The following is a 24,742-nucleotide window of genomic DNA, read 5'->3' as shown; positions in this document are numbered from 1 at the left end:
TAAGTCTCTTGGGGTGCTATATGTGCAAAAGACACAGCTACATGCCCTGGTACCAAAGCAAGGACGTCTCCGGCTATTGGGGTAGCCACTGGCGCATGACCAACCGCAACCCCGAAATCGTAGACGAAACCGGCAAGCGCCAGATCGCGTCACACTATTACCCGCTCATCGACCCTTACGATTCACAAGATCCCGACGTGATCGACTACCACGTGTTACTGATGAAGTACGCCGGCGTAGACGGCATCCTCATCGACTGGTACGGCTCACATGCCGTCTATGACTATCGTATTAACTTGTCCGGATCCAACGCCGTGATCGATCGCCTCGACGACGCAGGCCTGCAATTCGCGATCGTGTACGAAGAATACACCGCCGGGAACGTCGCGACCCAAATGGGCAAACCCGCCATCACCGCCGCGCGTGAAGACATAGCCTATATGCAAACCAACTATTTCCAGCAGGAAGGATACATCACCCTCGACGAGGCCCCGTTGCTGCTCACGTTCGGCCCGCGCTACTTCCGTCAGCCGGCGCAGTGGACGGAGATCTTCCGGGACTTACCAACGGCCCCGGTCTTCCTGCCGCTGTGGGACCACGGCGCGTTTACAGGCGACACCGACCGGGGCGAGTTCGGCTGGGTCGACTTCAACGCCGATCTGCGCGTCATGGAAACCTTCTACCGCAAGTCGCCTTACCTGGATGTGCTCATCGGCTCTGCCTATCCGCGCTTCGACGATTACTATGAAGAAGGCGGTACCGGCACCAGCTACGGCAACATACCCTTTAACGATGGCGCTACACTGCAGGCCACGCTGGCAAAGGCCACAGAGCACGAAGCAAAATACCTGCAGCTCGTGACCTGGAACGACTACGGCGAAGGTACCGTGATCGAACCCACGCGCGAAGACGGTTTTCGTTGCCTGACCCTGATCCAGGAATTTACCGGTGTGCCCTACGGCGAAGCCGAGCTGCAGCTGGTCTACGATTATTATCAAAAGAAACAAACCTATAAGAATAACACCGCGGCGCTGCAAACGCTGGAACGGGTGTATGCCCTGCTGGTCTCGCTGCAACCCCATGGAGCAAAAGACCTGCTGGCGCAACTACCCTGAGCCGATCGCGGTGCAAACGACCAACACATAACCTGATGAACAAACACTAAAACAGACTACCTATGAAAAGATTTATTACCCTGCAGTGGATGCTGCTGTTGATCTTGCCTGTATTCCTTTTCTCTTGCGGCAGCGACGATTCAGGAGAGGAGCCCGAGCCACTGGAGCCGAAGAAAGACGGCTTTTACATCTTTGGAACGAACACCGTTGCCGCCAGCGATGAAGATGCCAATGCGCGTATGGCCCGGGCGGTGCTCGACCCGGCACAAGGTGCCAAGGTGGACAATATGGAAGGTGTCTACGGCAAGTTCCTGTACATCGGCGCCAATAGCACCATCTCCTTTATGGAGGTGGTCGATGAAGTGGCCACCACCTATGGGGCACCCGGCGGCGGTACCCTCGACAGCGGCAAAGTGGCAGGCAATGTGGTCATTAAAGACAAAGTGATCTATGGCACGCTGACGGCAGATGCGCCGGCCATCAACGTCACCGAAGAAGGATTGTATTACGCTTTTGCCAACACCAATACCGACCTGTTTGTGCTGATGAAAGTAAAAGCAAATATCATCGGCGACGCAACGCCGCTGATGTGGGCGGCCGGAACCGCGCTGCCCGTGAAATCGATATCAAAAGATTCGGCCGTTTTTGAAGGTACGAATATCGCGTTGCGCGATGCCGCAGGCTATCGCTATCGGTTCAACGACGGCTGGCATGTATACGACGATAAGAACCTCGTGACACTGTCAAGCCTGGGTGTGCCCGATTACGCCGAGGCCTGGGAGACAGGCATCAACAACATCGGCTTGCTGATCGCTAACATTCCCAACAAAGGAGAAGGACTCTATACCGTGCGCCTGAAGTATAATGCAGCCACGAACACATGGACGGAGAAAAAGATCAAGACGGGCATTGTCGTAAAAGATTATTCAGAGACCCAGATGGGCCTGTTTGGCAACGCCTACCTGACCGCGCCCGAAGATACCGCCGCATGGGAAGTAGGCAAGGACGGATACGATCTGCATACGCCTGAGAAAAATGGTAACATCTATACCTGGGAGTGGACGGTAGACCTGCTTGAAGACCGCGAGTTCATCTTCCTGCAAGATGCAACCTGGGGGGATGGCCGTCTTCAGATCGATTATCTGGGTGCGGCAAACGAAGGCGAAGCGATCGACAACGGCGACATCGTGGATGCCACGACAGTGGGTGGCCAGTATCACAACTATTTTGTGGAGAATAAAGGTACCTACGTTATCACGTTGAAAGTAGATGCCGCGACCGGCGGCCGGACGATCACGTTCGAGCCGGCGCCATGAGCCGTTATTGTTGATAGGATAGTAAGACCGCTTGGTCAACGGAATGCCAGCTCTGCGGAGCGGCATTCCCCGCCGGCGGCAGATAAAGGAAGCATAACTTGTTATTGGTATTTTAAAGATGTAGTGGATGAGAAGCCCGAAACAATCACTCCGGCAAATGCAGACCCGCAAGTTCGAGTTTGACGGCCACCATCAGAACGACTCGTTGCTGATCGGTAATTTTGGTGATGTGGAGTTTACCGTCAGAGGGACATTCGATCTCTCCGGTATGATCTATTCCAGGAAGACTGTCGAGTTTACCGTGATGGGATCGGGCATGATCCGCTTTCACGGCGTTTGCAAAAAGATTGTTATACACCTGGTGAAAGGTGATTGCCTGCTTGACTTCAGCAGGCTTACGAGCAAGGAGGTTTGTTGTGTTTCCCTGCGCGACAATTCACGAACCATGGTAGGCCCTACCAAAGTGATCACCCGTGCGAACCTGCAAGACCAGGCGGTTTTCCAGTATAGTGGCACGCCCCGTTTGCAGAGTTATAGTGTAGCAGGCCGATCGCGGATTGAGTTCGTGCAGGATTTTGTATAATTCTGTAGTGTGATTATAATGTAACCCCTGTACGCCAATGAAAGAAGTTCTTACCTGTTCTGCGGAAACGACGGCGGTATAACCCGCATCGTTTGATGTCAACCACCCGGCATCGTGCTTGCCCGCCATAGCTTCGGCGGCGGCGGGTATACGCATTGTTGTAAACGTTTTCTAATGAGCCACACCGATTAGGATCGCTACGGAATACCCGGAACACTACGGGTATGCCCGGAAAGTATGCACATTTCATAACGATAACCGACGACACATGAACAAACTACGACAGCACATTATCCGCAACACCGTTGCCGGATACCTCATGGTCCTTCTTGTTTTGCTGACCCTGTACGCCACCGCCCAAAACGACGGCATCCCGCGTGGGGCGCAGCTCCCGTATACCCGCTACGAGTCGGAAGACGCTACCCGCGGCGGCAGCGCCACCTTGCAGCAGACGACGAACTATGACTACACACAGATCGCTTCCGAAGCCTCCAACCAGAAGTACGTCAGCCTCGCCAGCAACGGCTCTTATGTTGAATGGACCACCACAGCCATCGCGCAAGGTGTAAACCTGCGCTTCACCATGCCGGACAACGCGACCGGCACGGGCCAGAACGGAGCCCTCTCCCTGTACGTCAACGGCTCCTTTGTACGCACCATCAACCTGACGTCCCGCTGGGCGTATCAATATTTCCACGGCAGCGAGACGGAACCGAAGCAGGAACCGGGCGGCAGGACCTTTATGCGTTTTGACGAAGTGCACTTCCGCCTGCCTTCCAAGATCCAGGCCGGCAGCACCGTACGCATTGTTAAAGAGAACGGCGACGGTCTGACCTACGGCGTCGACTTCATCGAGCTGGAAGACGTACCCACGGCGTTGGCAGCGCCCATGAACGCATTATCCGTAACCGCCTACGGTGCTACACCCGACGATCAAACCGATGACCTGCCGGCGTTCTACGCCTGTATCAACGCGGCCAAGGCCCAGGGTAAAGCCGTCTATATACCACAAGGCCGCTTTATATTGGCCGACCGCCTGGACCTGAACGTCACCAACATGAAGATCCAGGGTGCGGGCATCTGGTATACGGAAGTGTTCTTCTCGACCGATCTGCAATTCACCGGGGGCATCCTGGCGCGGTCCAGCGGCGTGGAGATCTCCGACTTTTCGCTCAATACTGCGAACAACGACCGCTTCCACTACGGAGAGCTTAACCCGAAATACGCCAGCGCGCACGGCGAGCCCTACAAAATATACAAGGGCTTTATGGGGACCTATGGCACCGGCTCGCGCATCCACGATGTGTGGGTAGAGCACTTCGAGTGCGGGTTTTGGGTGGCCGGCTACGATCCGCCGTATCCCATCGATATCACCACCGACCTGGTCATCTCACGTGCCCGCATTCGCAACAACTATGCCGACGGCGTAAACTTCTGCCAGGGCACGAACAACTCCGTGGTAGAATATAGCAGCGTGCGTAACAGCGGCGACGACGGCCTGGCCATGTGGCCGAACAACGCCCTGGGCGCTCCCCAGGAACGCAACAACATCTTCCGCTATAACACGGTGGAGAACGTGTGGCGCGCGGGGGGCATCGCCATCTTTGGCGGCACCGGCCACCAGATCTACCGGTGTATCATCAAGGATGGTGTCGGTGGCTCGGCCATTCGTTTCACCAACGATTTCGGCGGACACACGTTTGAGCAGAACGGCGTGCCGATCGTCGCGACCGACAACTATATAATCAACTGCGGTACCAGCTATGACCTCTGGAATCAAAAACGCGGCGCCATCGAGCTGTTCACCCAGCAAGGCATCTATGATGTGCAGTTCTACAATACCCAGATCATCAACTCGCAGCGCCATGCCATCCAGCTCTATGGCAACATCCGCAACATGAAGTTCTTCGATACGAAGATCGACGGCACCGGTCTGGACGCCTTTGTCGATCAACCCGCGCAGGACGCCTGGGGCGGCTATGGCATCCTCGCGCAGGCGTCAGGCGATGTGACGTTTAATAAGATCAGCTTTAACCGCCTGGAGTCGGGTGAAGTGAAGAATCACAATACCGCTTTTATCATCAACCTGATCCCCGGCAATGTAGCGCTGACCGGCATCGACCTGGCACCGGCCACGGTGTCGGTACCGCAAGGCAAGACGGCCAACCTCAATGTGACCTACACACCGTCCAACGCCACGCAGAAGGGCATTACCTGGACGTCGTCTAACACGGCCGTGGCAACGGTGGTAGAGGCCGGCACCGGCATAGGTACGGTAACCGCCGTCGGCGTGGGCACGGCCGTGATCACGGCCCGGTCGGTGGATGGTAACTTTACCAAAACGTCTACGGTCACCGTTACACCGGCGATCAACATCACGGCGCCCGATGCGGCCGCGGGAGAAGGCGGCAATACCGGTACATTTACGATCGGCACCTCCGGTATCACGTCGAATATCACCGTTACGTATACCATCAGCGGTACGGCATCCGGCGGTGACTATTCCGCCAGCCCGTCGTTAACCGGGTCTGTAACACTGACCGCGGCGGCGCCGTCGCAGACGATCACGATCACACCGACCGACGACAGTAGCTTTGAAGGTCCGGAAACCCTTACGCTTACATTACAGCCCGGCACCGGCTATACCCTGGGCGGAAATACCACCGCCACGATCACCCTGGCCGACAACGAAAACCCGCCGTGCACCTCGCCGGTGGTAGCGCTGGTAACGGGCACGGCCCCTGCCATCAACCAGACGATCGAAGCCGCCTGGTCGGCCGCGCCGATCCGGAACATCGCCAACACCATCCTCGGCGGTACCCCCGGCGACTACTCCGGCCGTTGGCGCGCGCTGTATAACAGCACCAACCTGTACTTTCTCGTAGAAGTGAACGACGCCACCCGCATGAACGACTCCGGCGGCAACTGGTGGGAGGACGACGTCGTGGAGATCTTCATCGACGGCAACAACAGCAAAGGCACATCCTACGACGGTGCCAACGACTTTCAGCTTGGCTTCCGGTGGAACGACACCGCCGTGAAAGCAGGAGGGAACTCTGTTACCAACACCGCGGGTATAAATTTTGCCATGTATGCCGCCGGCGCGGGATACGTGCTGGAAGTGGCCATCCCCTGGTCTACGATCGGTGTAACCCCTGCGTTGGGTAACACCATCGGTCTCGACGTGCAGGTAGACGACGACGACAACGGCGGCACACGCGACGCGCAAATGGCCTCGTTCGCCACGAACACCACCGCATGGCAAAACCCGAGTGTCTTCGGAACGGTATACCTCACCAGCTGCGGCGGCCCGGTAAACCAACCGCCCGTAGCCAATGCCGGCACCGACAAGACGCTGGCCGCCGGCACCACCACAACCACCTTGCCCGGTTCAGGTTCCGACCCCGAAGGCGGCGCGATCACCTATAGCTGGACACAGGTCAGCGGCCCTGCCGCCACGCTGACCAACACCACATCGGCCACCGCCACGGCATCAGGGCTTGCCAATGGCAGCACCTATGTATTCCAGCTTACCGTCAGCGACGGTGTGCTCTCCGGCTCCGATCAGGTGCAGGTAACCGTAGCGGGCAATACGACCACCGATCCCCCGGGCGTCATAACCGCCCGCCGCGCCCCCGGTGCCGTAACGGTAGACGGTAATCTGAGCGAGTCCGGATGGAATGTAACACGCGCCGTGGCAAAGAATGTGATCGGTACCGGCAACAACACCGTGGCCTTTGGCGTGCTGTGGGACAACAACAACCTCTACATCGGTGTGCGGGTGCAGGATGCAAACCTCTTCAATGACAGCAGTGACCCCTGGGAGAACGACGCGGTGGAAATATACATCGACGCCAACAACAATAAGCTGACCAGCTACGACGGTCGCGACAACCAGTTTATCAAGGGGTACAACGCGTCGTCGTTGCTGACGAAGATCGGCGTCACAGGCGTGCAGCATGCCTGGGCCGCGATCAGCGGTGGTTACAGCATCGAGTTGAGCATTCCCTGGTCGCAGTTGAATGTCACGCCCGCGGCGGGTGTCACACTCGGTTTTGACGTCGGCTGTGATGACGACGACAATGGCGGCGCACGTGAAACACAAACCGTGTGGAACGGCACCATCGATAACTATCAGAACACGGCAGGCTTTGGCAGCCTGGTGTTGAATGACGCTGTGTCCACAGGACCCACAGCGCGCCAGGCATCACCGGAAGTGACGCTGGAAGACATAAACGGCGACGGCCTCGTGTCGATCTACCCCAATCCGGCAGCGAATGGTATAACAACCGTGTCGGTACCAGAGACGTCCGCGCCGGGTCACATCCAGGTGTTTAATCTGCAGGGGCTGATGTTGAAGCACACGCAGATGAAAACGCACCGCGAGGTGGTTGACCTTTCGCAGGCTGCGAAAGGTATATATTTGATGAAGGTCCACGTAGATAACCGTATGGTGATAAAGAAGATACTGGTAGAGTAAGTGTTGCCAACAACGATACGTTGTTTGTGAATCTTTTTAGAAGGGCTTCAGGATTGAAGCCCTTCGTCTTTTAAAGAGACCGCTTGCTGGCGCAAGTCTGAGCGAAGCGGTGACTTGTGCCTATACCTGTTGCCAGTTTGCAACTGGCGTCAGGGCATTGGCGCCGACTGACTCGACGGCAGTTGCAAACTGCCGGCAGCCGCGGCACAAGTCTCCGCCCCGGGGCGGGGCTCAGACTTGCGCCAGCAAATTGGGAATATATAAACCGATAAGTCTATTATCCAACCTCCCTGCACAACAAACCGCATCAGTATTGACTTCACCTCTCTTTCCGCGCACCTGCCGACGAGACAATATTCCGCTAACAACAGGTCAGTACTTTTGCTGAACGCCCCTATTAAACAAAACCCTATGAACATTCGATCACTACTAAACGCCATGGCCCTGCTGTTGCTTTCCTGGACAGCCCATGGCCAGAACATCGCCTTTATGAAACCGGCCAAAGCGCTCTCCGAGCAGGCAGTCGGTACGCCCGCATTCGCGGTGAACGACGGTAACCTCACTTCGCGCTGGGCCAGTGCATTGGGTGTCGACCCGCAATGGATCTCCCTTGACCTCGGCGCCACCTACGACATTCGCCGTGTAAAGATCACCTGGGAAGCTGCCTATGGCAAGGATTTCACGATCCAGACCAGCCCCGACGAAAACCAATGGTCGGATATCAAGACTGTTACAGGTAACACCGCGTTGGTGAACGACATCACCGGTCTTGCCGGTCGTGGTCGCTACATCCGTATCCTGGGCACGGCGCGCGGTACGGTGTGGGGCTATTCCATCTACGAGCTCGAAGTATATAGTGCCGATGGCGGTGGCAACGCTGCGCCGGTAGCCAACGCCGGCGAAGACAAAACGATTACGCTCCCGACAAACCGTATCGTATTGAACGGCTCGGCGTCAGACGCCGACGGCACCGTGACGGCATACGCCTGGACGCAGGTAAGCGGCCCCAACACGGCGACACTCGCCGGCGCGACAACGGCCGCACTCACGGCAACGAACCTGGTAGCGGGTACCTATGTCTTTCGTTTAACAGCCACGGACAATGGCGGGCAAACCGGGACGGACACCGTAACGGTGACCGTAAACCCCGGTAGTACTTCTTCTAACCTCGCCTGGAATAAAGGTGTGACGGCTACCTCTATCGAGAACGGCGCCACGTTGCCCGAATACGCCGTCGACGGCGATCCCGTCACGCGTTGGTCGAGCGCGGCCGAAGACCCGACGTCGATCACCGTCGACCTCGGCGCAGTATACACTTTCAGCCGCGTACGGATCGTCTGGGAAACGGCGCTGGGGAAAGACTATCTGATTCAAACAGCCACTGCGTCCGGAGGCCCGTGGCAGACTGTGCGCAACGTGGCCGGTAATACCGATCTGATCAACGACCACATGGGCCTTGCCGCCCAGGGCCGTTACATCCGCCTCTATGGCACGGCGCGGGGCACCGGCTATGGATACTCCATCTTTGAGCTCGAAGTATACCAGCAGTCGCCCAACAATCCCGTGACCGTACCATTGCACATTCCCTATGTGCAATACCTCGATCTGGGCTTTACACCGCCGGATCTGAACGGCGTGGGCCAGCTCATCACACAGAATAATCCGCGGGAAGCCACACTGTCCTATCATTCGGGCACCATCATTACCGTAACCCCGAATGACTATCGCGGAGAAGATCAGTTACAACTGTGGACGGTCAACCAGCGCAATGACACCATACGTGTCGTGAACGCACCGCTTACGGCGATGGTATATCCCGGCATGCAGGTCGGGGTGCGCCTCGTGAAAGTGAACAACCCCGGCGGGAACCGCCCGGAGGCTGATGCCGGGTATACACAACGCATCACCCTGCCGGTTGCCTGTGCTTCGCTGGATGGATCCGGCAGCACCTCGCCCAGCGGTGCCGTGATATCGTATGCCTGGTCGCAGGTAAGCGGCCCATCGACGGCCACGCTGACCAACGCCAACAGTGCGGTGGTCACGGCCTGTGGGCTGGCAGCCGGCACCTATACCTTCCGCCTGCTTATTACCGACGGCACACAGGCCACGGCGACAGACGATGTACAGATCATAGTAAGCCCGGCGGAAACATTCGATTTCGCATTGACCGCACCCGCCGACCGCGCCATGATCACCACGACACGCCGCCCCACCTTTACCTGGCAGGCGGTGAGCGGAGCCACGCGGTACGACGTCTACGTTAACATCTCCCGCACCGACTACGATTGGCATGCCTCGGGCAACTTTCTCGATCGCTACACCCGCGTAGCCCAGACCACGACGACGTCGCTGGTCATGCCTACTCCACTCGGCGACCGCTGGACGTACAAGTGGTACGTTGTAGCCACCACGCCGCAAGGCGAGAAGCGGTCGAACACACGCTACTTCAGTGTATACCTGCCACAGCTCGAGCAAGCCCCCGATGGCATCAACATCGTAAACGGTGCCCGCGACGCCAATAAGAACGGCACGATCGAACCGTACGAAGATTGGCGTCTGCCCATCGACCAGCGTATCAACGACCTCATGGGACGCCTGACCCTGGCGGAAAAATACAGACAGTGCTTTTACAGCGACCAGCAACCACTCGACGGCTTCTCATTCTCCTATGGAGTAGAAGACGGCATGCGCACGCTGCAGTATCGTGCATCCGCCACGCGCCTGGGGATTCCCATTGCATTTGCCGGCGACAAGATCCACGGCTGGAAGACCATTTTCCCGACACAACTGGGCATGGCCGCTACGCGTGATATGAACCTGGTATACCAGGTCGGCAACCTGCAACGGATAGAGCACAAATCGAAAGGGTTCACCGGTACACTCGCACCGCTGGCCGAAGTGAATACAAAAGTATTATACCCACGCTTCCAGGAAGGCGCCGGAGAGAATGCTGACGAAGCGGCGGCCCTGGCGCGCGCCCTGGTCGTCGGTATGCAAGGTGGCCCCGAGATCAACCCGCACTCGATGCTGATCACCGTAAAACACTGGCCCGGGCAGGGTGCCGGTGGCGAGAATGCGTTGCAGTACGATGCGGTTACGATCAAATATCACATGAAACCCTGGCGCGCCATCGTAGAAGCCAACGCCGCGTCTGTCATGCCGGGATACAACACCGCACCCTTCCTCGACCCATCGGGCAAAGGCGCCAATTCCAGCAAACGCATCATTAAATACCTGCGCAATGAGATCAACTTCCAGGGCTTTGTTGTCACGGACTGGCTGGCGGCAAATACGGCGCAGTCCGTTGAAAGCATGGGCGCCGGCATCGACGTGCTGGGCGGTGCTCCTTCCGAATTTACGGACGTGAACCAGCTGGTCGCCGCCATCGGCTTGCCGCGCCTGGACGCCGCCGTACGCCGCGTACTCGACATGAAGTTCCGCCTCGGCCTGTTCGAAAATCCCTACGGTGACAGCACGGCCACGTGGACGAACGCGCAACATCATGCCATCGCGCTGAGCGCCGCCCGTAAGTCCATCACCCTGCTGAAGAACAATGGCGTGCTGCCGTTGCAAGTTCGCGCGGGGGAAAATATCATCGTGGGCGGACCGCATGCCACCTGGGTGAACAACGACGTCGACCCCAACGTGATCTGGCAGTCGATCTACTACGACAATCCGCAAGCGAAGAATTATTACAAGGCTTTCCAGGACCGTGCCGCCGGCACCGGCGCCACCGTGGTGTTGAACAACGCTTCGGCAGGTAGAGTGGCCGTTGTCGTGATCGGCGAAGGTAACTATACCCACGGCACGGTGTGGGCGGACAAGAACCCCGTCGTGCCCGAAGAACAGCTGGCGGTGATCCGTGGCTTCAAGGACCGCGGCATTCCGGTGGTGGCGGTCGTGATCTCACCGCGTCCCTATGTGCTGACGGATGTACTGCAATTGTCAGACGCCGTCATGATGGTATACCGGGGCGGTAACGGCATAGCGCAAGCCACCGCCGAGCTTTGTTTTGGCGACTATAACCCTTCGGGCAAGTTGCCGTTCCAGTTGCCCCGTGCCACGACGCAGATCGGTACCGACAACATCAACGATCAGCGTGAGCGCTGGGAGCTGCCGTATGACCTGGGGGCTACCGATGCCGAGCGTGCGCAGATCCGCAGTATCATCGACAGCGGTGCACCGGTGCCAGCCACCTTTGGCAATCCGTTGCTGCCGTACGGCTATGGCCTTCAAAACTTTGCCGCGGCCGGTTTGACCGCACAGGAAGAAACGGCAGTTGCCGGTGAGAAGGAAAGCGAAGCGGCGCTGTCAGATCTCCGTGTTTATCCCAACAGCGCGGTCGACGAGATAACGGTGCAGTTCGGCGTCGAGACGCCGGGTACGGTAAACCTCTTTATTGTGCAGGCATTGGGAGCCCGGCAAACCGTACTGAAGGGTGAGCCGAGAGTCAAAGGTGTATATACGACACGGGTCGACGTGCGCAGCCTCCCCAGAGGGGTACACATTATCCGCCTCGAGTCGGCCGACGGTGTTAAGACCTGTAAGCTCCTGAAGCAATAGAGTAACCCGCACCTTTCGCCAATCGCCCGGGATCCGTATACGATCCCGGGCTTTTTATTGCCTACCGGAAAGCTGTATCTTCGCCGGCATGACCGTACAATATTCGCTGGAGTTGATCGGCACATTCTTTTTTGCCATCTCCGGCTCCCTCGCCATCCGCGATAACCACGACGACCTTTTCGGCGCCGGCTTTACCGGATTTATTACTGCCATCGGCGGTGGTACCCTGCGCGATATCATGCTGGGCGCCTACCCGCTGGTATGGATCGGCGACATCAACTTCCTCTACGCGGTCTTTGCCGGCGTGGCGGTGGGATACTTCTTCTTTAGCTTCCTGATCCGGATGCGCCGCACGTTTCTGTTCTTTGACAGCGTGGGCATCTCGTTCTTTACCATCCTCGGGGTTGAGAAGGCGCTGAGCCTGGGGGTGCGTCCGGAGATTGCCGCGATCATGGGGATGTTCAGCGCCGTGATGGGCGGCGTGATGCGCGACACCCTGACCAACGAAATACCTGTGCTCTTCCGGAAGGAGATCTATGCCACGGCCTGTCTGGCGGGCGCCGTGTTATACCTGGTGCTTTACCGGCTGGGAGTGGAGCGCAATACCAACCTGATCATTTCCAGTATCTTCATCCTGGCATTCCGGCTCCTGGCGGTAAAATACAGGCTGGCCCTGCCCACTTTTAAGCGATCGTCGTAAACGTCTATGCGTACCAAACTGGCCGCCGAAGCCGGCAACCGGAAAAAATTCCAGGGCATCTTCAGCCGCCTGGGCAAGAAAGTGAACTATAATGGTTATAGTGAAGATACCATTCTGCTGGTACAGATCACCGACGTGGCGACGGGGCAGGTCGTGGCCGACCACGTGTGGTTCAGTTATACAAAGGGGTTTGAGCAGGTGCGGCTATCGGAGGGGGTACGGGTGGAATTTGAAGCCCGGGTAAAACAATATAAAAAAGGATATGTCAACCCGGCATTGGGCCGGAAACGCAAAACAAGCGACTTTAAGCTGAGCCACCCCACACGCATCCGGCTCGTAACAGAACAGTAGGGGGAGCGTGGAAGCGCGGTATTACGCGCGCTTCCGGGCAGCCTGTTTCTTTTTAGCCGGCGTAACAGCCTTTTTGGTAGTCGTTGATTTCCGGGTGGCGGACTTCTTGGTAGCCGATTTTCCAGCCTTGGCAGCTTTCTTCGCTTCCCGGGCTTCTTCTCTCGCTTTCTGACGCTCGAGCTTCTCGGCCGCCCGCTTCGCCTGACGTTCCCACATCTTGATGTTTTCGCGGATCACCTTCCAGTAGTCTTTACCGTAGTCCACAAAGATCTCGGCGTTTGCCGGAATGTCGCGCGTGGAAAGGATATAGGCCTTGTCGTTTTCGTCCGTCTCGTACTCGGCGTTGTTGAGGAAACCTTTTACCCTGGTCAGTCCGTTGGCGTCGTTTGCGTAGCGGGCCAGCGCCTTTAACGTGGGCAGGGCGTTGATGACGTGTTTCCGGTTTACAAAGAATATATAGCCGTTCTTTCCGTCTTCGTCCTTTACGTCTTTCCAGCTGGAGATGACGCCCTTGTATTCGACGATGCGCGTCCCCTTGGGAATCGCCTTACGCGTAAAAAGGCCTTTGCCGGCGTTGGGTATAGTGGATTTCTTAACGTAGAGTTGCTTTTCGAGTAGTGCCATGCAGGGATTAGGTAAGAAAAAAATCGCGGCAAGATAGAATAATTTACCGATCGGCAAAAGGTCAGGAGGGAATTGCGGCAACAGGCGCATCCGCGCAAAACACATACAGGCAAGGGGTGGAGCCGTCCTCTATTAAAAACGGCTTGCCGCACCGGGAATATGCAGCAAGCCGTGACCGCTGGCGGACGGGGACCGTCCGGGCGTTCCTTATTTTTTCAGCAGTCCGTCCAACGTGACGGATACGTAATACAGCGCGCCGATGGTCGGCCCAGCGGCGTACTGGATATAGCGGTTGTTGAATAGGTTGGTACCGCCCAGTTTCACCGAAGTAAACAGGTCGGGTAGCTTATAGGTTACCTGCGCGTCAAACGTGTTGTAGGCAGCGATCTGGCCGTTGGCCAGCGGGCTTTCCCACAGGAAAGAGTCCTGCCAGCGCCACACCACGTTAAAGCCCAGGTTTTTGATCACCTCGCGGTTGCCGAACGAAATGTTGGTCGCCCACTTCGGTGTGTTAAAGCCGGTCACAAACACATCTTTCTCTTTATTCTTCGAGATGTTGTTATAGCTCACATTCGTGCCCACGGTGAACTTCTGGAAGAAGTTGTAGGTAATGCCCAGCGACGAGCCGTAGTTGTTATACTTCTGCTTGGCGTTGGTATACACGCGGTAGCGCGTCTGGCGGGCCGTCCGGTTGGCCTGGATCATGGCGATGACGGCGTCGTCCGACCCCACGGTTACCTGCTCGCCGGGATAAGTAGGATTTTCCGGGTTGGGCAGGTACGGCACCGCCACTTCTACCTGGCCCAGGAAACCGTCGTACTGGTTGGTGTAGGCATCGATGTCTACCACCAGCTTGTTATCAAACAGCAAGCTCTTGTACCCCACTTCAAACGAGTTGATCCGCTCCGGCCGTGTCGTCGACAGGTTGGTGACTTCCAGCACACCGCGGTTTTTCAACGCCGCGTCGTTCGTGCTCAGACCGTTCTTGACGTCGGCGTTTACGGCCGCGTTGAAGGCATTGATCGACGCCAGGGTGTACGAGTTGTCGAGGTAGTTCAGGCCATCGTTGATATAGGGCAGACCGCCCACGCGACGTACGTTGCCGTTGTTGACGAACGACAGTGCTTCAAACAACGAGGGGAACCGGAACCCGTTCTGGAACGACGCGCGGAAGTTGTGCTTTTCCGCCAGGGTATAGACCACGGCCACGCGCGGGTTTACTTTCGGATCGAATTCCAGGTTGTGGTCCACACGCAGTGCACCGAACAGCTTCAGCTTTTCGTTAAAGAACTTTTTGGTCACCTGTGTAAAGAAGCCATATTTGGTATAGTGCACGTTGTTACCAAATTTCTGGTCGTCTTGTGCGGCGTCCGGATTGGTAGGCGTATTGCGCTCGGCCACCGGGCGGTCAAAGTCTACGAAGTTGTTTCCATCGGGTATCACCTCGTACATCCGGAAGTCGGCGCCGACCAGCAGGTCGAAGATCTGAACCTTGCTCGACAGGTCCCACTGCAGGTCGGTGTGATACGTACGGCTCATCTGGTACAGCTTGGCACCCCCCGTCGCGGTACCGGTCGGGGCGGAGCTGATGTGATCCCAGTTGTTGCTCTTGATGATCTGTGCTTTCAGCGCATCGAACTCCGGTGTGCCGGGTTCTGCACGGCCCGCATCGGCCGCGGCCCGGGCGCGGCGCATGGCCTCGGCCAGCTCGACGTTGGCCGTCAGCGCAGCCTGGAGCTCGCTCTTAAATTTCGCCGCCCAGTCTCTGTTCGACAGGTGATTCAGGTCGAGATTATCCGACAGCGGTTTCAGGTTATACGAGTCGCCGGTGTTCTCGATGGATACATACGACCGCACCAGGTAGTTGGCACCTTTCAGTTCCAATTTATGGTTCTGCACGCGTGTGTTGTCCAGCTGGATCTTGTTACCACGCTGGAACAACCCGTCCATGACACCGAACCGGTAGGTATACGAAAGCTCGGCATTGCTGCCGACGCGGTAATGCAGGGCGGCGTCTACTTTGAAGTTATCCACTTTGCCCGGCACAAGGTCTTTTTCCCAATAGCCGCTCCGGCGTACGACAAACGACTGGTTCGGAGCATTGTTATAGGTAATGCCCGTGATGGTCACGCTGTTGCTACCGCTGTCGTCGCCGTATTTATTCCAGGCGTCATACGCCGGGTGATCGGCCACGTTCAGCTCCGGGTACAACGGGTTGCCTGTACTCGGTGTGGTGTTGGGGTTCTGGTCGGTTGTAGTATTGCCGCGCCAGTCGGTGGCACGCAAGTAGCTGCCGTTGATCTTAAAAGCAAATTTGTTGTTAAAGGCATGTGCATACCGCACGGCCGTTTCCGTGAGCAGGCTCGGATCGTAGTCGATACCGTCTACGTGGTTCACGCCGGTCTTTTGGTATACGCTCAGCCCCTGGTATAAAAAGGGGCTTTTGGTAATGAGGTTGGCCATACCGTTAATGGCATTCATACCGTAGAGGGCCGAAGCAGCGCCCGGCGTGATCTCTACGCTTTCAATGTCGAGCTCCGTGGGGCCGATCGCGTTGCCAAGCGGCACGCCGAGTGTCGCAGCCTGCATGTCGATACCGTCGGCCAGCTGTACAAAACGAAAGTTGTTGGGTATATTAAACCCGCGGGTGTTCGGCACTTTAAAGGTGATGCTCGAGGTTGTCATCTGTACCCCTTTGACATTCTCCAGCGCATCATAAAAGCTGGGCGCCGGGGTCTCGCGGATCGCGCGGATGTCCATCTTTTCAATCGCCACCGGCGACTTCAGCTGCGACTCTTCCACGCGCGATGCCGTGATCACGACTTCCTCACCCAGCAAGGCACTAGGCGCCAGGGTAATGTTAATGGCCTCGGCGGTATTGCTGACAGCAATTTCCTGTGTGCGATACCCCACGAACGATGCCACCAGGGTGAACGGCGGCTGGCTTTTGCCCGTAAGGGTGAACCGGCCGTTGACATCGGTAACGGTTCCCAGGACGGTCCCTTTGATCAAAACGTTCACGCCGGCAAGGCCTTCCTGTGTTTCTTCGTCGGTTATTTTGCCCTGAATAACAGCGCTTTGCGCGTACAGCGAGGCACTTGCCAAAACAATGGCCAGCAACATGAAAAGGAGGTGTATGGGTGGTTTCATGTAAAGTACTGTAAAGTCTATCGTATTAGTATTTTTTACCAAAAGTAGAGGTATTCCCTATTAAGTCAATAGAGATTAAATATTTTATTTGAGAATGGCTGGAAAACACCTGTAGCCCCCGCTTTTTGCAAAGGTGAAAGAGAGAATAGGGGAAATTAGTAGTGGTATGCCGGGATCAAAGGCATAGCAAAACCAGGGTTGTGGCAGTGTTATAGCAGACTTCCGGCAGGGTTCCGGCAGAGTTGACCCAGTCTATAGGGCACCGCTATATCTATGCTTCAACGGTGGTTAGAAGGTGTTTCAACGATGCGATGAGTATGTCTTTGCCTTGCCACTATCCATAAATAAACTCCAAAAACCACTTCCTCGCAGGCCAGGCCGGCCAGAGCATAAGCGTACTGACGATGACGCCGGCGGCCAGCCAAACCGGCTGATCAAAAGTATAGGCCAGGTATCCCGACAGCAATACCAAGCGCACCTGCTCCAGGTAATAGATCCAGTGCCGCTGCTCCAACAGGGCCCCGCAGTTGATCAGGGTGATCGCGACAAACAAAACGCCGGTCAATACATCGGGTGTATCCAGGTGCCGGTAAAACAACGTCAGTATAAATGCGATGATAATGACCAGCACGACTTGTATCAGTACGTAGGCTTTGTGCCGTATGCGGGGTTTGGGTTCTTCTTTGTGGGGCAGGAATTTTTGCTCCAGCGCTGCCCGCAGGTTCTGGTCCAGTAATTCCGGATTGCCAAAGATGATCTTCAACTTGCGCAGGAAGCCCGGTGTACGCCGTACGGCCAGCCCCAACTCGAGAAAGTAATGCACGTGTTGCCAGATAAAGCTATAGCTCTTCAACGGGTGGGTAAGTCCATAGACCGGCTCCTCTTCCTCGCGTTGGAATGTACCGAACAGCTTGTCCCAGAAAACAAACAGATCGCCGTAATTCTTGTTGAGGTACTTTTCGTTCGAGGCATGGTGTACCCGGTGGTGGGACGGCGTGATCAGGATATATTCCAGCCAGCCCAGCTTGCCGATGAGCTGGGTGTGGGTGAAGAAGGAATAGGTACCGTGAATGATAAGCGTGGCAATGACCATATCCGGATGAAAGCCGGCCAGCGGTAAGATACACCAGAAGAGGTTGCGGATCAGTGCCTGTAACGTCGTAATGCGCGCCGATACGGTATAATTAAATTCTTCGCTTTGATGGTGCACGATGTGCGCAGCCCAGAAAAGATTGATCTCATGTCCGAAGCGGTGGTACCAGTACCACACCAGGTCGGTGGCGAGCAGCATGATCACCCATACCCACCACGTGTTGGGAATGGACCACACGGCGAAGTGTGTATATACATACTGGAACAACCCGTAGAAGCTGGCGGTGAGAAAGAGATTGAGTAACCGCTCGGCCACGCCGATGCTGATGTTGGCTACGGAGCTATCGAACTTAAAAAGGTGCGGCTTCTTCTGACGAAGCGCCGCGGCATATTCCAGACCCGTGAAGATAAAAAATGCCGGTATGGCAAGGGCCGCATAGTTCAACGTAGCCCAATGATCGGATGATATGTATTCCATCACTCGTCTTCTTTATAGTTATAGGCTGCCACTGCTCGTAAACAGCGCGCAACATATAGAAGATCAACTGGTGGAATTGATTCTCTATCGATTATGTAGACAAATTTAATACCACTTTGCAAAAAAGCAAAGTGCGTTCGTGAAATTGTGATTTCGTCAGGAATGAATGACGGCAGGCTCGGCCGGGACGTCTTCCTCTTCGTCTGGTGCAGGATTGTGCTTCCGCGTGCGCGAGAAGAAAGTATATACTGCCGGGATGACAAAGAGCGTCAGGATCAGGGAGAAGATCACACCGCTCACGATCACGAGCCCCAGCGGTACGCGGCTGGTCGAAGCGGCGCCCAGCGACAAGGCCAATGGCAACGACCCCAGCGCCATGGCAAGGCTTGTCATCAGGATAGGCCGTAAGCGAAGTTTAGAGGCTTCTACCACGGCTTCGATCTTTTCCATACCCTCTTCGCGTTTCTGGTTGGCGAACTCTACAATAAGGATTCCGTTTTTGGTCACGAGCCCGATCAGCATGATGATGCCGATCTGCGAGAAGATGTTGAGCGTTTGCCCAAAGAAGAACAACGCCAGGAAAGCACCGGTTACCGCCAGCGGCACCGTGAGCATGATGACGAACGGATCGATAAAGCTTTCAAACTGTGCGGCCAGCACGAGGTAGATCAGCCCCAGCGCCAGCACAAAGGCGAAGGCCGTGTTGCTGGAGCTTTCGGCATAGTCGCGCGAGTTGCCGCTGAGGGAGGTATAGAAGCTGTCGTCCAGTACCTGGGCGGCGATCTCTTCCATGGCCTTCACACCGTCGCCGATGGTTTTGCCGGGGGCCAGCCCGGACGAGATCGTGGCGGATTTATACCGGTTGAAGTGGTACAGCGACGGCGGTGTGCTTGACTCTTCCAGCGTCACGACATTGTCCAGCGAGACCAGTTGGCCGTCGAGCGTGCGCACGTACAGGGCCTTGAGGTCGTTGGGATCGTCGCGGTTGATGCGGTCTACCTGGCCGATGACCTGGTACTGTTTGCCTTCGCGTGTAAAATAGCCAAAGCGCAGGTTGCTATAGGCCAGCCGGAGTGTTTCGGATATATCCTCTACACTGACGCCCATTTCTGTGGCCTTGAGCCGGTTGATGACGATGCGCAGCTCGGGCTTGTTGAACTTCAGGTCGACATCGGCGCTTTGTAATACAGGATGATCGTTGGCGGCGTCGAGGAAACGTGGTATGGCCGCCTTGAGCTTTTCAAAGTCGTTGTTCTGGATCACGAATTGTACGGGCTGGCCGGCCCGGCGGCTGGTGGAGATGGTCTGCTCTTGTAATACGGCGATCTTGCCTTCCGGGAAACGTCGCGTGTTGCTGGCCACCATGTTGACGATCTCCTGCTGGGAACGCGAGCGTTCATTGGGATCGTCCAGGAAGACGCGTACAAAGCCACCGTTGACACTGCCACCGCCCGAGTTCGATGTTCCCGCCAGGGAGTACATAACGCGCGCCTCCGGAACGGAGTCCATCAGGAATGTGACAACCTTGTCGATATAGGTATTCATAAAATCGAAAGAGGATCCCTCCGGTGCTGAGATCTGCAGGCGGAACTGGTTGCGGTCCTCCAGCGGTGCAAGCTCGGACGAAAGTCCTTTACCGATCAGGATCGATGCGCCGACACACAACACGATGATCAGGAACGCTAGCCAACGTGCACGCATGAAACGCGCCAGCGTATCGCGATAGCCGTCTTCCATCCATACGAAGAATTTTTCCGTGACGTAGTAGAATTTCGATTTCTTGCGGTGGTCGCGTGTCAGCTTGACGCTGAGTACGGGGGTGAGTGTCAACGATACAAAGCAGGACACCAACACCGCTCCCGCTACGACAAACCCGAACTCGCGGAACAAACGGCCGACGAAACCCTGCAGGAACACGATCGGCAGAAATACGACGGCCAGGGTGATGGACGTTGATATAACCGCAAAATAGATCTCGCGTGAGCCTTCCAGCGCGGCCTTGTATTTGTTCAGACCGCTTTCCAGTTTTTTATAGATGTTCTCCGTCACGACGATGCCGTCGTCCACCACAAGGCCCGTAGCCAGCACGATACCGAGCATGGTGAGCACGTTGATGGAGAACCCGCACAGGTACATGATAAAGAACGTGGCGATGAGCGACACGGGGATATCGATCAGCGGGCGAATGGCGATGATGAAGTCGCGGAAGAAGAGGTATACAATGAGCACTACCAGCACGAAGGAGAGGATGAGCGTCTCTTGTACTTCGACGATCGATCGTTTGATAAAGACGGTCTGATCGGTCGATACATTGAGTGTGATGTCGTCGGGCACTTCTTGTTTTATCTTCTCCAGGCGTTTGTAGAACTCATCGGCGATCTCTACATAGTTGGCGCCCGGCAGCGGGATCAAGGCAACGTTTACCATGGGAATGAGCTTTCCCTTCAGAATAGTCTCTTCGTTCTCGGGGCCGAGCACGGCCTCGCCTACATCGCGCAGACGGATGGAGCGGTTGGCTTCGGAACGGATGCGGACGTTGTTGAAGTCCTCTTCGGTGAACAAGCGGCCAAAGGTGCGGACGGTCAGCTCGGTGCTGCTGCCATAGATCTTACCGGACGGCAGCTCGACGTTTTCGCGATTCAGTGCCTGCTGTACATCCAGCGGCGTCAGGCCGTATGCGCTCAGCTTGTTGGGGTCGAGCCAAATGCGCATCGCGTATTTCCGTTCGCCCAGGATGCGTGTGCTGCTGACGCCGGGTATCGTCTGCAAGCGCTCGACGAGTACGTTGGTGGCATATTCGGTCAGGTCGAGCTGATTGCGGGTGCCGCTCTGTACGCTCAGCGAAATGATATAGTCGGAGCTGGCATCGGCTTTCGATACTTCGGGCGGGGCGTCGAGGTCCTGCGGCAGCTGGCGGGTGGCTTGTGATACTTTGTCGCGTACGTCGTTGGCGGCGGCTTCGAGGTCTACGTCGAGGTTGAATTCGATGTTGATGCTGCTGGTACCCTGGCTGGAGCTGGAGGAAATGTTTTTGATGCCGGCAATGCCGTTGATGGATTTCTCGAGCGGCTCGGTGATCTGCGACTCGATGATGTCGGCGTTCGCGCCCGCGTATGCCGTGCGTACGCTGATGTTGGGCGGGTCGATGGCCGGGTAGTCGCGTACGCCGAGAAAGCTATAGCCGATGGCGCCAAAGACCACGATCGCAATGTTCATGACAATGGCTAAAACCGGGCGCTTCAGGCTTAATTCAGAAATGTTCATAATGCTGGCAAGTTCGTGCGCAAAATCCCCTTATGTGCGGGCCGGTTTAAAGCTACGGCCTGGCCGGCAGCCGCGCACGCCGTAAATCTTTGTGCGGTCGTTTTTTTATGACACAGGGTGATATAAAAATGCCGTGCCTGCCACTACTGCCCCTTTTTAATAGCGATGCTCCAATCGGCACCGCTGTAGACTTTGTAGTGCTCCGAAAAGCTGCCCTGGTTGATGCCCAGCGAAAAGTTTAAAAGACTGTTGAAATACGCGATCGACCGGCCCACGGGTACGTCAGAGAAGGTGTTGCCCAGGACCACGGTCTCGGTGGCGACGGTTTGCTGCCCGTGACGGATCGTCACGATCAGCTTGTCGCCTGCGGCCGCGCCCAGCTTTTGAAAGGTGGCCTCGTCGATATTGGTCCAGACGTTGCCGTACTGAATGTCGAGTACGGGAATGTTGCCGCGCACTTGTCGGCAAACACGGGCTTTTGGTAATCGAGGCGCACGACCTGTGCGGGCAGTGCCGGTCCCACCTGCTCGAAGGCGATGGCACCGGCTGCCAGTCGGGCTCCGGTATAGGTGTACACATCGCGCCCGTGAAAGGTATACGACTTGCCGGAGCCTTTCAGCCGGTTGCGGGTCTCATCGATCTGGCGTATTTCCTGGATGCCCAGTTGTTTTGCCACCAGCGTAAGGGTACCGTTGTCGGGCGTGACAAAGTAGTGGCCTGATTTTGTCTTTAACACAACGGACTTGCGCTCGGAACCAACACCGGGGTCGACGATCGATACGAAGACGGTGCCGGCAGGCCAATAAGGAGCGGCCTGGTATAAACGATAGGCGCCTTCCCAGATGTTGTAGGCGGGAATTTCGTGCGTGATGTCGAACATCTTCAGGTCCGGCGAAACGGAAAAGGCTACGCCTTTCATTTCGGCTACGGCAGCGTCTTTCAGACCGAAGTCGGATTGGAAGACGAGTGCCTGGTTTTGTGCCCGTGCGTTACAGGCCAGGGCGAACAGCAGGAGGGTATAACAAAAGTGTCGTGTGCGATCCATAGCAGGTCATTTGGGAATATGTTACTAAAGATGCACAGGAAAATGTTTAGTTGCCAGGGTATAAGGATTAGAATTGGTGGCTACGGTGTGCACCATGTCTCAAAGAAGTTCCACCAAAAAATCAGTAAGACCGGTGCACCCGAAAGCCATGTATGGTGCGTCAAAGTGCCAACTCAATTTCTTTTACTTTCGACAGTCGTTCTTCCAGATAATCTGCGATCCGTTCAAACGGTTTCGTATGCAGAGACACCGCCGGCGTGCTGAAACTGCTTGTATGCGGGCGAATGCTGAAGAAGAATATATCATTGGTGCGACGATCGGTGAGATATTCAATCGAACCAAAGTCTGCGAGCGCCGTACGGGCCAATGTTTCCGCTGCCTGGATCAGTTCGGGCCCGGGTGTGAAGGCTTCCACCTTTGCCTGCAACGGCCAGCCCGACTGCTCATTGCCGGTGATATATAGTTTGACGGCGTAGAGGAACCGGCCGTTGAGCGTTTCGATCCGCACAATGTGGTTTCCCTTGGGAGGAATGCACTCCTGGATCAACCAGGTATGCTCATTCGCGGCTGTCAGCTTGTCCTGCAGGTAGGCATGGATCAGTGTTTCCTCGCTTTCAAAGCGGAGCACGGGTGTGTGGGGCTGGTTGCCTTTTAGCAGAATGGGAAATGACAGCTGGCTGCATGCCTTCAGCAGCTGGCTCATGCTGCTAACGACGTGGGTGCGGGGAAACGGCAAGCCCGCGGCGGCGATGGTGCCCAATTGACGTGTGCGTGACGAAAAGACCTCGGCGGCCCGCGATCCGTTCACGATACGGCTACTGTTCAACGTGGCATAGGGCTTTTCGATATGTCGTAAGTATTCGATCGTTTGCGCGATACCTGATTTATCGGGTATATGATAGAGTGGAGCGCTCATATCGTTTACGAGCAGGCTATACGACACTTCGGGTTGTGCCAGTTCGTACACATGGTCTGACGGGTCGATCCGTGTATAGGGCAGCCCGCGTCGCCGGAGCTCTTGCAGCAGGGGACTATAGTGTTCTTCGTGTCCGTACAAAATGCCCAGGGGCTTTTCTGAAAGTTGAGACATAGATGCGTTTTGATTGTGTGAATACTAATTATAAATATTATGCGTGTGGTGGTGCGGCATGATCAGGCTTTATTAAAAGCGGGTATGAGATGTTTATGTTTTTACTGCCAACCAATGGCAACAGGTGCAGATACAACGGTGTTGTGCTTTTGGCATGTTTCGGTTGGTACTTGCCGACGATCATCGGTATGTACATTCCCCGGCGGCGGCTGGCGCCGCCGATGTGCGGGGAAGGGATGGAAGAAGGTGATTTGCTCTTGGGTTAACTCACCCTGGAAGGTGAATTTTTTATAGGTAGACATACTTTGTTCGATGTTTGCGTGTTACTATTTTTGATAATATTTATCCGCTTGTCTGTGTTTACAGGCAATGACAAAAGCATATACATACCGCCACCGTTCAGTAGCGTGGTGTACCGGATAAATTTTCCTGGTTGGAAGGAGTTATCGCACTAGCAACAACAGCGGTCTGCTGCGTGCGTGCTGTGAAGATGTGGCCGCTGAAGCGGCATTCGCCTGCCGGAGGCGTGTTGCGAGGTTTTCATGTTGGCGTTCATTTATAGTACCCATATATAGTTCGGGCAGGTGAGCACTTATTCCCATCGGAAAGTTGCTAGAGGATCATCGAGCCTGTTCTCTCCCCTCTTCTGTATAAATTCTTGTTCAAAGGTAGTGACTAATTTGATATATGCAATAAGTCTATCGAATTAGTAGTATTTATTTTTGCTGGCAAGTCTGAGCCCGTTCGGGCGGTGACTTGTGCCTAAACGGTCGGCAGTTTGTAACTGCCGTCGGCTTTCTGCCCCCCAGTCAAAGACCATAGCCGTCTACTTAATGTAAGTGACTGATATATAATAAAATAGCCATGCAGCTCTGCATGGCAAAGTTTTAT

Annotated in this window: 14 protein-coding genes and 1 riboswitch; of the genes, 7 read left to right on the top strand and 7 right to left on the bottom strand. The window is 55.9% G+C overall.

What is annotated here, in order from left to right:
• The 7 genes from KK078_RS28820 to KK078_RS28790 all read left to right on the top strand — a co-directional run.
• Positions 1 to 1,115 (top strand): glycoside hydrolase family 71/99-like protein (locus KK078_RS28820; RefSeq protein ID WP_254094168.1); only part of this gene is annotated, 1,115 nt, incomplete at its 5' end.
• Between the two features lie 62 nt (positions 1,116 to 1,177).
• Positions 1,178 to 2,431: a hypothetical protein gene (locus tag KK078_RS28815; protein WP_254094166.1), complete on the top strand. Its 1,254-nt coding sequence runs from the start codon at positions 1,178 to 1,180 to the stop codon at positions 2,429 to 2,431.
• A 127-nt stretch (positions 2,432 to 2,558) separates the two neighbouring features.
• Entirely contained in the window at positions 2,559 to 3,014 is a 456-nt protein-coding gene (locus KK078_RS28810) for a hypothetical protein (RefSeq protein WP_254094164.1), read from the top strand.
• 268 nt (positions 3,015 to 3,282) lie between these two features.
• Positions 3,283 to 7,494, top strand: a complete 4,212-nt coding sequence (locus tag KK078_RS28805) for a sugar-binding protein (RefSeq protein ID WP_254094162.1) — start codon at positions 3,283 to 3,285, stop codon at positions 7,492 to 7,494.
• A 411-nt stretch (positions 7,495 to 7,905) separates the two neighbouring features.
• Positions 7,906 to 12,057, top strand: a complete 4,152-nt coding sequence (locus KK078_RS28800) for a PKD domain-containing protein (RefSeq protein WP_254094158.1) — start codon at positions 7,906 to 7,908, stop codon at positions 12,055 to 12,057.
• A gap of 88 nt (positions 12,058 to 12,145) precedes the next feature.
• Positions 12,146 to 12,757, top strand: coding sequence for a trimeric intracellular cation channel family protein (locus tag KK078_RS28795; protein WP_254094156.1), 612 nt, complete (start codon positions 12,146 to 12,148; stop codon positions 12,755 to 12,757).
• 6 nt (positions 12,758 to 12,763) lie between these two features.
• Entirely contained in the window at positions 12,764 to 13,108 is a 345-nt protein-coding gene (locus tag KK078_RS28790) for a hypothetical protein (protein WP_254094154.1), read from the top strand.
• A 21-nt stretch (positions 13,109 to 13,129) separates the two neighbouring features.
• Here the strand turns inward: KK078_RS28790 and KK078_RS28785 are convergent, their stop codons facing one another.
• The 7 genes from KK078_RS28785 to KK078_RS28755 all read right to left on the bottom strand — a co-directional run bounded on the left by KK078_RS28785 (position 13,130) and on the right by KK078_RS28755 (position 23,851).
• Positions 13,130 to 13,732, bottom strand: coding sequence for an SET domain-containing protein (locus KK078_RS28785; RefSeq protein ID WP_254094152.1), 603 nt, complete (start codon positions 13,730 to 13,732; stop codon positions 13,130 to 13,132).
• A gap of 207 nt (positions 13,733 to 13,939) precedes the next feature.
• The gene (locus tag KK078_RS28780) at positions 13,940 to 16,882 is read right to left on the bottom strand and encodes a TonB-dependent receptor (RefSeq protein WP_254094150.1); all 2,943 of its coding nucleotides are present in this window, start codon (positions 16,880 to 16,882) and stop codon (positions 13,940 to 13,942) included.
• Between the two features lie 334 nt (positions 16,883 to 17,216).
• Entirely contained in the window at positions 17,217 to 18,452 is a 1,236-nt protein-coding gene (locus KK078_RS28775; protein ID WP_254094148.1) for a sterol desaturase family protein, read from the bottom strand.
• Between the two features lie 156 nt (positions 18,453 to 18,608).
• On the bottom strand, positions 18,609 to 21,716 hold the full coding sequence (locus KK078_RS28770) for an efflux RND transporter permease subunit (protein WP_254094146.1): 3,108 nt from the start codon (positions 21,714 to 21,716) through the stop codon (positions 18,609 to 18,611).
• 143 nt (positions 21,717 to 21,859) lie between these two features.
• On the bottom strand, positions 21,860 to 22,174 hold the full coding sequence (locus tag KK078_RS28765; RefSeq protein ID WP_254094144.1) for an SAM hydroxide adenosyltransferase: 315 nt from the start codon (positions 22,172 to 22,174) through the stop codon (positions 21,860 to 21,862).
• Positions 22,069 to 22,761 carry an SAM hydrolase/SAM-dependent halogenase family protein gene (locus KK078_RS28760; protein WP_254094142.1) on the bottom strand — a complete coding sequence of 231 codons (693 nt, stop codon included), beginning with the start codon at positions 22,759 to 22,761 and terminating at the stop codon, positions 22,069 to 22,071. Before KK078_RS28760 ends, KK078_RS28765 begins: the two co-directional genes overlap by 106 nt.
• Before the next feature lie 160 nt (positions 22,762 to 22,921).
• Positions 22,922 to 23,851 carry an ATP-grasp domain-containing protein gene (locus KK078_RS28755; RefSeq protein WP_254094140.1) on the bottom strand — a complete coding sequence of 310 codons (930 nt, stop codon included), beginning with the start codon at positions 23,849 to 23,851 and terminating at the stop codon, positions 22,922 to 22,924.
• A gap of 553 nt (positions 23,852 to 24,404) precedes the next feature.
• Positions 24,405 to 24,508: riboswitch (SAM riboswitch) on the bottom strand.
• Between the last annotated feature and the right edge of the window lie 234 nt (positions 24,509 to 24,742).

The sequence above is a fragment of the Dawidia soli genome, from assembly GCF_018598185.1.
GTDB classification, from domain to species: Bacteria; Bacteroidota; Bacteroidia; order Cytophagales; family Cyclobacteriaceae; genus Ohtaekwangia; species Ohtaekwangia soli.
Note: the sequence above shows the minus strand (reverse complement) of the source record. Positions and strands in the feature narration are given on the sequence as shown.